Raw genomic sequence first — 8,577 nt, forward strand, 5'->3', positions numbered from 1 at the left:
GCAGGTCGGGCGGGGCGCCGGCGTCGAGGGCGCCGGCCAGGAAGGTCAGCCCCCGGTGCGCGGCGCCGGCCAGCGCCCCGGCCGCACCCTGGTCGCCCCGGCCCAGCACGGTCAGCAGGGCCTCGGTGGCGCTCAGCGCGGGCACCAGGGCGTACCCGTCGGGGCCGCCCCAGCCACCGTCGCCGCGCTGCCGGTCAAGCAGCCAGGAGACGCGGACGTCGTGACCGGGCAGCCAGGGCGCCAGGGCGACCAGCCGGCCGGTCTCGTAGACCGACGCCGAGGTCTCCCCCGCCGGGTTGTCCACCATGGCCGCGACCAGGTCCCGGGCCTGCGCGGCGCGCGCGTCGCCGGGGTGGGTGACCGGCGCGGGCCCGGCGGTAAGGCTCACTGGGCGCCCCAGAAGTCGGTGAGCCGGTAGAAGCCGCTGGTGAAGCCGAGCTGCCGGGCGAGGAAGTCGGCCTGCCGGGGGCAGGCGGGGGCGAGGTCGGCCAGCAGCCGGCGGCAGTGGTCGACCTGCTCCGCCAGGCGTCGCTCGATCTCCACCGGGTCGTCCACCAGCATCAGCGCGTTGAGGTCGCCCCACTCCCGGTCGCGCCGGTGGGTGCCGAGGTCGTTGACCAGCCGCAGCGCCCGCTGCACCTCGTCGCTCACCGCGACGAGCCGGGGCAGCTCGCGGTGCGTGCCCGGGTCCCCGGTGTGGATCCAGTGCGCCACGTTCACCACGGTCGCGGCGAGGTTGTCGGCGTTCGCCAGGTAGTCGGCGAGGGCGGGGTGGTCGGCCTGCTTCCACTCCCACTCGCGGGCCATCGCGTCCAGGGTGCGTTCCATCGCGTCCCGCCACGGCCCGCGCAGCTCGGCGTAGGCGGGGGTGGCGGCCAGGTCGTCGCGCAGCTCGGCGAGGAACCGGCCCAGCGGGTCGTCGGGGGCGGCGCCGTCGACCACGGCGAGGCAGGTCTTGACGACCCGGTCGACCTCCGACCGGGAGGCCGCCAGGTGGTCGACCTGCCAGTCGACCGCGAAGCCCCAGAGCACGGCCCGGTTGGTCAGCGCCAGCTCCTCGGCGGTGCACCAGGGGGCGCTGAACGCCATCGCGAGGGCGATGCTGCTGAACAACGTCGCGTCGAACGGCCGGCCGGGGAACAGCTCGGCGTGCCCGGCGGCGCACCGCTGGAGGTCACGCTGGCCCTTGGCGGCGAGGGCGCAGATCCGCCCCTGCTCCGCCGCGGCGGCGACCGGATCCGGTACCTCCCCGCCGGTCATGCCGGCTCCGCCCGCCGGTCGGCGGCGAGCAGGGTCAGCTCGACCCGTCCCCGTGGCCGCAGCGCCGCGGCCAGCCGCAGCCCGGGTACGCCGGGACGGCGCAACCGGAAGCGGTAGCGGCTGAGCATCGTGGCGAGGATGAGCTGCGCCTCCAGGTAGAACAGGTACATCCCGAGGCACTGGTGCGGGCCGCCGCCGAACGGGAAGTGTGCGTACCGGTGCCGGGCGCGGACGCGCTCGGGCCGGAACCGTTCCGGGTCGAACTCGTCCGGCCGGTCCCAGAACTGCCGCATCCGCTGGGTGATCAGCGGGCTGGCCACCACGGTCGCCCCGGCCTCGATGGGCACGCCGTCGATGACGTCGGCGGCCACCGCGCGGCGCGGGATGATCCAGCCGATCGGGTAGAGCCGGAGCAGCTCGTCCAGGACCATCCGGGTGTAGGTGAGCTCGGCGAGGTGCTCGCGGCGCACCGGTTCGCCGCCCACCACCCGGTCGATCTCGGCGTAGAGCCGGTCGGCGACGTCGGGCCGCTGCTCCAGATGGGGCCAGGCCCAGGTGAGCACGTTGATGGTGGTCTCGGTGGTGGCCGCGAACATGGCCACGGTGTCGTTGCGGACCTGGCGCTCGTCGAGCTGCTGGCCGTCGTCGGTCCGGGCCCGCCAGAGCGTGGAGATGATGTCGTCGCCCTGGTCGGCCACCGCCCGGGTCTCCCGGACGATCGGCACCAGCACCTCGTCGACGACGCGGACCGCGCGGCGGAACGGGCGGTCCCCCGGCATCGGCAGGGAGAGCGGGGCGAACGGCACCACGATCCGGGGGATCACCGCGGTGGCGATGACGTCCTGGGCGTCGATCACCCGCAACGCGTCCGGCACGGAGATCTTGTCGGCGAAGAGCACCCGCATGATCGCCCGGCTGACGATCCGGGCCTGCTCGGCGCCGATGTCGACGGCACGCCCGGCGCGGAACGGCTCGTCCAGCTCGTCGACGGCGTCCCGGACCGCGTCGGCCATGCCGTCGATCAGCGCCTCCACCCGCTTGGCGGTGAACATCGGCTGAAGCATCCGGCGGCTGGCCGACCAGATCTGCCCCTCGCCGAGGATGCCCTCGCCGAACAGCCGCTTGACCGGGCGCCAGAACAGTCCGTCGCCGGCCCGCTCGTAGTTGTCCGCCCGGTCGCGGAGCACGTGCTGGACGTGCCGGGGGTGGGTGACCAGGTAGGGGCGGAACGATCCCAGGTTCAGCCGGACGAGATCACCCCCGGTCCGGTTGCCCACGTCGATCAGCGCGCGGGCCGGGTCGCGGAGCATGCCGGGCAGGATCTGCCGCAGGGGAACGGGGTGGGGCCGCCCGGTGGGTCGGGGCGCGACCGGCGACTCGTCCACGTGAATGGCTCCCTCAGTTCTACCCAGGGTCGCGACAACGTCATGACCCGTGACGTTGCTCGCGAGCATGCCATCCTGAACGACGGATCAAAAGGCGGAAAGGAAAATATCTCACTGAACAACAGTCCCGCCGTCGACAATGGATCGCGTGGGATATGCGCCACACCGGAAGGCTTCCGGCGCGGGCCGCCTTCCACCGTGGACTCGGCGGCCGGCCTCCGGCGCAGGTCCGGCCGGCACCGCCCGTCGACCCGCCGGCCGCGGCCGGCCGAGCCGCCCGCCACGCGGGCGGCGGCCAGCTCGATCAACTCCTGCCGGCCGACTGGGGAGAACGCGGGCGCGTGCCCGCCCCCTGTGCCAAGCTTCGGGCATGGACGACAAGACCATCCTGAGCCGGATCTCCGAACTCGTCGACGAGGAGCACCGGCTGCGCGCGGCCGCGCAGGAGCACGAGGCCGGCACCGACGACGAGGCCAAGGAGCGGCTACGGGCCCTGGAGGAGTCCCTCGACCAGTGCTGGGACCTGCTCCGCCGCCGCCGGGCGGCACGCCAGGCGCACGGCGACCCGGATGCCCAGGGCCAGCGCCCGGTGCCCGAGGTCGAGCGCTACCTGCAGTGACCCCGGGCCGGGGGTCGGCGCCGGCGTCCCGGGCGGGCGGTCACCCGCCCGGGACGCGACGCGCTCAGCGGAGGCCGGCCTCCCGCAGCAGCACCCCGGTCAGCGCCTCCGGGTCGGTGTCCGCGGCGGGCAGGCCGCGGGCGGTGAACCAGGTGCCGACCACCCGGACGTCCCTTGTCAGGAACTCCGCGCCCTGCGGGTTGGCCACCACGTCGACCACCTGCGGCAGGTCGATCATGACCAGCCGCCCGGCATGCACCAGCAGGTTGTACGGGGACAGGTCGCCGTGGGCGTACCCGGCGCGGGCCAGCACGACCAGCGCGTCGACCAGTTGCTCCCAGAGGTCGCGCAGTTCGGCGCCCTCGGGCCGGAGCTGGGCCAGCCGGGGCGCGGCCTGGCCCGCCTCGGTGTCCCCCACGAACTCCAGCATCAACTCGGTGCCGAGCAGCTGCACCGGGTAGGGCACGGCGATCCGCCCGGAGGCGGCGCCGATCTCCCAGAGCCGGGCGAGCGCGGCGAACTCGGCCGCCGCCCACTGCCCGGCGATCACCTGGCGGCCGAACGAGGTCCGGCCGGCCATCGCCCGCATCTCGCGGGACCGGCGCACCCGGCGCCCCTCCAGGTAGCCGGCATCGCGGTGGAAGAGGCGGTGCTGGGGGTCCCGGTACCGCTTGGCCGCCAGCAGGCAGCCTCGGCCGGTGTCCGGCACGGCCCGGCGGACCAGGTGGACGTCCGCCTCCTTGCCGGTCTTCAGCACACCCAGCTCGGTGTCCTTCGCGGCCAACTCGGTGACCAGCCAGTCCGGGTGGGGTTCGGGCCCGTGCACGGCCTGGTCCCAGGAGGACCAGCGGTCCTCCCCGTCCGGCTCGGTGTCGGGGTCGGCGAGAGCCGGCTCGGCGTGCCGGCCCCGCTTCAGGAAGGTGGATTCGTCGTCGTCGAAGCGGCTCTTGCCGCGGCCACGGCGCTGCGGCGCCGGGAAGTCGTGATCGCGCACGGGTGGATCGGTCCTTCGATCGAGGCTGGTGGAGGCAGGTGGTTCGACCCTGCAATGACGGCCATGACCGACCTCCTCTCCTCGACCGGGCACCGCCCGGCTGCGCCCTCGCGCCGCACCATGGTCACGGGCGGCCCCGGGCGGGTCAACCGAATTACCGCTCAGCCGGCCAGGACGGCGGCCACCGCGGCGATCAGCCCGTCCACCGTGCGGGTGGGCGCGAACCGGGTGTCCGACCAGCGGCGCCCGCGGTGCAGCCAGACGCTGGGCAGCCCGACCGCGGTCGCGCCGCCGATGTCCGCCTCCGGGCTGTCGCCGATCACCCAGGCGCCGCGCAGCGGCATCCGGGCCCGCTGGGCGGCCAGCGCGAAGATCCGCGGGTTGGGCTTGCTGACCCCGGCCTCCTCGGAGATCACCCAGTCCGCGATGTACCGGTCCAGCCCGGTCTGGCGGATCTTGGCGTCCTGCTGGCGGGACGTGCCGTTGGTGACCACCACCGGCATCCAGCCGGCGTCGTCGGCGATCCGCAGCGCGCACGCCACCAGCGGGTCCAACCGGGTGAACGCCACCACGCCGTCGTGCAGCTCCTCGACCAGGTCGATGGAGGGGATGCGCAGCCCGTACCGGTCCCGGATGGCGTCCGCGACGTCCCACCGGTCGGTCAGGCCGTCGGCGTCGACGGAGAGCAACCAGTCGATGTCGGTGGGCGGCGCGCCGATGCTGTCCAGGAACCGCTCACCCCAGGCGCGGAACGGCCCCTCGCGGTCGAGCAGGGTGTTGTCCAGATCGAGCAGGAGCAACGGCACTCGGGAACCCTACGGGACCGGGGTGCGCCACCGACAGGGCCGAGAGCACCGGGCCGTCAGCCGACGAGCGTCGTACGGGCGAGCCCCTGGTCGGGCAGGCGGTCGCCGAGCATGGTGTGGGCCGCCCGGGTGGCACCGAGGGCGGCCGGGTCGAGGGTCGCCACCAGCACCTCCTCGCCGGTGTCCGCGCCCCGGACCAGCGCCCGGCCCTCCGGCTCGTAGACCGCCGCCCCGCCGTTGAACCGCCACGGGTCCGCGCCGTCGACCGAGTTGGCGAAGACCACGTACATGGTGTTGTCCAGGGCGCGCGCGGCGTAGTAGAGGTCGCGGCGGTGCTCGGAGCCGGCCAGGTAGCCGCTCGGGCAGAGGTAGCCGTGTGCGCCGTCGTCGGCGGCGGCCCGGCCGTGCTCGGGGAAGCAGCCGTCGTAGCAGATGCCGAGGCCGAACCGCCAGTCGTCGACCAGCAGCGTGGCGCCCCGCAGGCCGGCGACGAACAGCTCGCGCTCGCCGCTCCAGAGCTGCTGCTTGTCGTAGCCGACGGTGACCGCACCGGTCGGGTCGACCACCAGCGAGGAGATGGTGCGCCGCCGGTCGGGGTGGCGGACCGCCGCGCCGATCACCACGCTCGTCGCGCCGTCGCGGGCGGCTACGCGCAGCGGGTCCAGTCGCGGGTCGTCGACCCGGCCCTCGATGTCGGCGGCCACGTCGGTGCCGGCCGGGTCGGCGCCCAGGGTCGGCGGGTGGTACGCGGGCAGGAACAGCTCCGGCAGCACCACCACCCGGGCGCCGGCGGCCCGGCCGACGAGGCGGGCGGCGGTGGCGGCGTTGCCGGCGACGTCACCGGGGACGGGCTCGGCCTGCACGGTGGCCACGGTCAGCGGACGGGTGGGGAGGGGCACGGCCTGGGTCACCGGAGGATGGTAACCGGCGGGGCCGACCGGAAGGATCATGCGAAACCGCATCTCAAGCCGTACGTACGGTTTGCGTCGACCGGGTCCACCTGGAACGATCGTGACGTGCCCAGAGTAAGCCAGGACCAGCTCGACGCGCGCCGGCAGGAGATCCTCGGCGCCGCGCGGGCGTGTTTCGCACGACACGGCTACGAGGGTGCCACCGTCCGCCGCCTCGAGGAGGCCACCGGGCTGTCCCGGGGCGCGATCTTCCACCACTTCCGGGACAAGGACTCGCTCTTCCTCGCGGTCGCCGAGGACGACGCCGCGGTCATGGTGGAGACCGTGGCCCGCAACGGCCTGGTCCAGGTGATGCGGGACCTGCTGGCCCGGGCCATCTCCCCGGACACCACCGGCTGGCTCGGCAGCCAACTTGAGGTCTCCCGGCGGCTGCGCACCGACCCGGCGTTCGCCAAGCGCTGGGCGGAACGCTCGGCGGCGATCGCCGAGGCCACCCGGGAGCGCCTGCTGCGGCAGCGGGAGGCCGGGGTGCTCCGCGACGACGTGCCGATCGACGTGCTGGCCCAGTTCCTGGAGCTGGCGTACGACGGGCTCGTGCTGCACCTGGCGATGGGCCGTCCCGCCGGTGACCTGGGCCGGGTGCTCGACCTGGTCGAGGAGGCCGTCCGCCGGCACTGACCGGTCCGGGTCTCGGTCCGGTAACTCGACCGGCCGGAAAGATCACCGCTGGCGCACCTGCTCCACAATGAGCCGCGACCCCTCGCGACAGGAGCAGAGCATGACCGTCCTTGCGGGCGACACCTGGGGCATCCCCGGCCCCGTCTTCCTCCGCTGGTACCTCGTGGCGGCCGTCGTACTGGTCGTCGGCACCCTGGTGTACCGGTGGCGCGCGCTGGCCGGCACCCCGGTACAGGGCGCCGGGCCGCTCGGGCCGCAGCAGGCCGCGTACCTCAACGGGGGCGAGCAGCTCGCCGTCTGGACGGCGCTCGGCGGGCTGCGCCGCGCCGGCGCGGTCGGCGTGCGCCCCGACCGGCGGCTCACCACCGGCAACCCGCTGCCCGCCGGGGTCACCCCCCTCGACCAGGCGATCCACCACGCGGCCAGCCGGGGCCTGCGCTCCCGGGAGCTGGGCCGGGACGAGTGGGTCCGGCGCGCCCTCGACGAGCTGCGCGACGGGCTGGTGCGGCGGGGCCTGGCGCTGGACAAGGAGCGGCGAGCGTCGCTGCGCCGCGGCTCGATGCTGATCGGCGCCCTGCTGGCGCTCGGCTTCGTCCGGGCCTTCTTCGGCATCTCCAACGGCCGGCCCGCCGGCTGGCTGATGCTCACCCTGGTGCCGCTCTTCATCGCGTTCGTGCTGCTCAACCGGGTGCCGTGGCGCACCCGGGCGGCCAACCAGGCGCTGCGCGAGCTGCGCCGGCAGCACACCTGGCTGCGCCCCTCCGCCGCACCGGCGTACGCCACCTACGGCCCGTCCGACGCGGCGATGGGCGTGGCGCTGTTCGGCACCGCCACCCTCTGGAGCATGGATCCGGGCTTCGCCGAGCAGGCCGAGATCCAGCGCCAGGCGATGGGGGCGAGCGGCAGCTCGGGCAGCTCGGGCAGCTCGTGCGGCGGGGGCAGCTCGTGCGGCGGGGGCAGCTCCTGCGGGGGCGGGGGCGGCTGCGGCGGCGGCGGGTGCGGCGGATGACCACCGGCCCGTCCGGGGTGGGCATCGGATGGCGGCCGGAGATCGCCGGCTTCGTGGCCGGCCTGCCCGGGCTCCGCTTCGTCGAGGTGGTCGCGGAGATGGTCGCCCCGGCCGGGCCGCTCCCGGACGGCCTGGCCGAGCTGCGCGGGCGCGGCGTCACCCTCGTACCCCACGGGGTGAAGCTCTCCCTCGGCGGCGCGGAACCGGTGGACCCGGCCCGGGTGGCGCACCTGGCCGGTGTGGCCGCGGCGCTGGACGCGCCGCTGGTCAGCGAGCACATCGCGTTCGTCCGGGCCGGCGGCCTGGAGGCCGGTCACCTGCTGCCGCTGCCGCGCAGCCGGGAGGCCGTGGCCGCGGTGGTGGCGAACGTGCGGCGGGCGCAGGCGGAGCTGCCGGTTCCGCTGGCGCTGGAGCCGATCGCCGCCCTCTTCGACTGGCCGGACGACGAGCTGGACGAGGCCGACTTCCTCACCGAGATCCTCGACGCCACCGGGGCGCTGCTGCTGCTCGACGTCGCCAACGTGCACGCCAACGCCCGCAACCGGGGTGGCGACCCGGCCGCCCTGCTGGACCGCCTGCCGCTGGACCGGATCGCCTACGTGCACGTGGCCGGCGGCGCCGAGCAGGGCGGTTTCTACCACGACACGCACACCGATCCGGTCCCCGCCGAGGTGCTCGACCTGGTCCGCGAGCTGTGCGGCCGGCGCCGGCCCCCGGCGCTGCTGCTGGAGCGCGACGGCCACTACCCGCCCGCCGCCGAGCTGCGCGGTGAGCTGGACGCCCTCGCCGCCGCCTCCGGGTACCCGGTGGTCACATGACCGGCGGGGACCTGGCCGCACGGCAGGCGGAACTGGTCGCGGCGCTGGTGGCCGGCGGGCCGCTGCCGGCCGGGTTCGCCCCCGCGCCGGTCGAGGC

9 protein-coding genes and 1 pseudogene are annotated in these 8,577 nt (G+C 75.1%); 4 read left to right on the forward strand and 6 right to left on the reverse strand.

What is annotated here, in order from left to right:
- The 3 genes and pseudogenes from B0E53_RS30035 to B0E53_RS30045 form a co-directional block, all read right to left on the reverse strand.
- Positions 1-319 (reverse strand): annotated as a pseudogene (locus B0E53_RS30035) (prenyltransferase); the annotation flags it as partial.
- 65 nt (positions 320-384) lie between these two features.
- Entirely contained in the window at positions 385-1,260 is an 876-nt protein-coding gene (locus B0E53_RS30040) for a terpene synthase family protein (protein ID WP_107079083.1), read from the reverse strand.
- Positions 1,257-2,570, reverse strand: coding sequence for a cytochrome P450 (locus tag B0E53_RS30045; protein ID WP_189198439.1), 1,314 nt, complete (start codon positions 2,568-2,570; stop codon positions 1,257-1,259). Before B0E53_RS30045 ends, B0E53_RS30040 begins: the two co-directional genes overlap by 4 nt.
- Before the next feature lie 445 nt (positions 2,571-3,015).
- Here B0E53_RS30045 and B0E53_RS30050 point away from each other — a divergent pair, with 445 nt between their 5' ends.
- The gene (locus tag B0E53_RS30050; RefSeq protein WP_107079085.1) at positions 3,016-3,264 is read left to right on the forward strand and encodes a DUF2630 family protein; all 249 of its coding nucleotides are present in this window, start codon (positions 3,016-3,018) and stop codon (positions 3,262-3,264) included.
- 64 nt (positions 3,265-3,328) lie between these two features.
- Here B0E53_RS30050 and B0E53_RS30055 read toward each other — a convergent pair whose 3' ends face one another.
- The 3 genes from B0E53_RS30055 to B0E53_RS30065 all read right to left on the reverse strand — a co-directional run bounded on the left by B0E53_RS30055 (position 3,329) and on the right by B0E53_RS30065 (position 5,975).
- Complete coding sequence (locus B0E53_RS30055; RefSeq protein ID WP_107079086.1) at positions 3,329-4,258, reverse strand: RIO1 family regulatory kinase/ATPase; 930 nt, start codon at positions 4,256-4,258, stop codon at positions 3,329-3,331.
- A gap of 161 nt (positions 4,259-4,419) precedes the next feature.
- Entirely contained in the window at positions 4,420-5,064 is a 645-nt protein-coding gene (locus tag B0E53_RS30060; RefSeq protein WP_107079087.1) for an HAD family hydrolase, read from the reverse strand.
- Between the two features lie 56 nt (positions 5,065-5,120).
- Positions 5,121-5,975, reverse strand: a complete 855-nt coding sequence (locus B0E53_RS30065; RefSeq protein WP_246835674.1) for a carbon-nitrogen hydrolase family protein — start codon at positions 5,973-5,975, stop codon at positions 5,121-5,123.
- A gap of 105 nt (positions 5,976-6,080) precedes the next feature.
- Between B0E53_RS30065 and B0E53_RS30070 the strand changes: the two genes are divergently transcribed.
- From B0E53_RS30070 to B0E53_RS30080, 3 genes are all read left to right on the forward strand, one after another.
- The gene (locus tag B0E53_RS30070) at positions 6,081-6,653 is read left to right on the forward strand and encodes a TetR/AcrR family transcriptional regulator (RefSeq protein ID WP_091320811.1); all 573 of its coding nucleotides are present in this window, start codon (positions 6,081-6,083) and stop codon (positions 6,651-6,653) included.
- Between the two features lie 100 nt (positions 6,654-6,753).
- Entirely contained in the window at positions 6,754-7,662 is a 909-nt protein-coding gene (locus B0E53_RS30075) for a TIGR04222 domain-containing membrane protein (RefSeq protein WP_107079089.1), read from the forward strand.
- Complete coding sequence (locus B0E53_RS30080; protein WP_107079090.1) at positions 7,659-8,480, forward strand: DUF692 domain-containing protein; 822 nt, start codon at positions 7,659-7,661, stop codon at positions 8,478-8,480. Before B0E53_RS30075 ends, B0E53_RS30080 begins: the two co-directional genes overlap by 4 nt.
- The last annotated feature ends 97 nt before the right edge of the window (positions 8,481-8,577 follow it).

The sequence above is a fragment of the Micromonospora sp. MH33 genome (assembly GCF_003013775.1).
Classification (GTDB): domain Bacteria; phylum Actinomycetota; class Actinomycetes; order Mycobacteriales; family Micromonosporaceae; genus Micromonospora; species Micromonospora fulviviridis.

What these genes read in the sequence shown, in the direction of transcription:
- B0E53_RS30040 (WP_107079083.1), bottom strand. Translation starts at nt 1,260, where the DNA reads ATGACCGGCGGGGAGGTACCGGATCCGGTCGCCGCCGCGGCGGAGCAG.
- B0E53_RS30045 (WP_189198439.1), bottom strand. Translation starts at nt 2,570, where the DNA reads ATGCTCCGCGACCCGGCCCGCGCGCTGATCGACGTGGGCAACCGGACC.
- B0E53_RS30050 (WP_107079085.1), top strand. Translation starts at nt 3,016, where the DNA reads ATGGACGACAAGACCATCCTGAGCCGGATCTCCGAACTCGTCGACGAG.
- B0E53_RS30075 (WP_107079089.1), top strand. Translation starts at nt 6,754, where the DNA reads ATGACCGTCCTTGCGGGCGACACCTGGGGCATCCCCGGCCCCGTCTTC.
- B0E53_RS30080 (WP_107079090.1), top strand. Translation starts at nt 7,659, where the DNA reads ATGACCACCGGCCCGTCCGGGGTGGGCATCGGATGGCGGCCGGAGATC.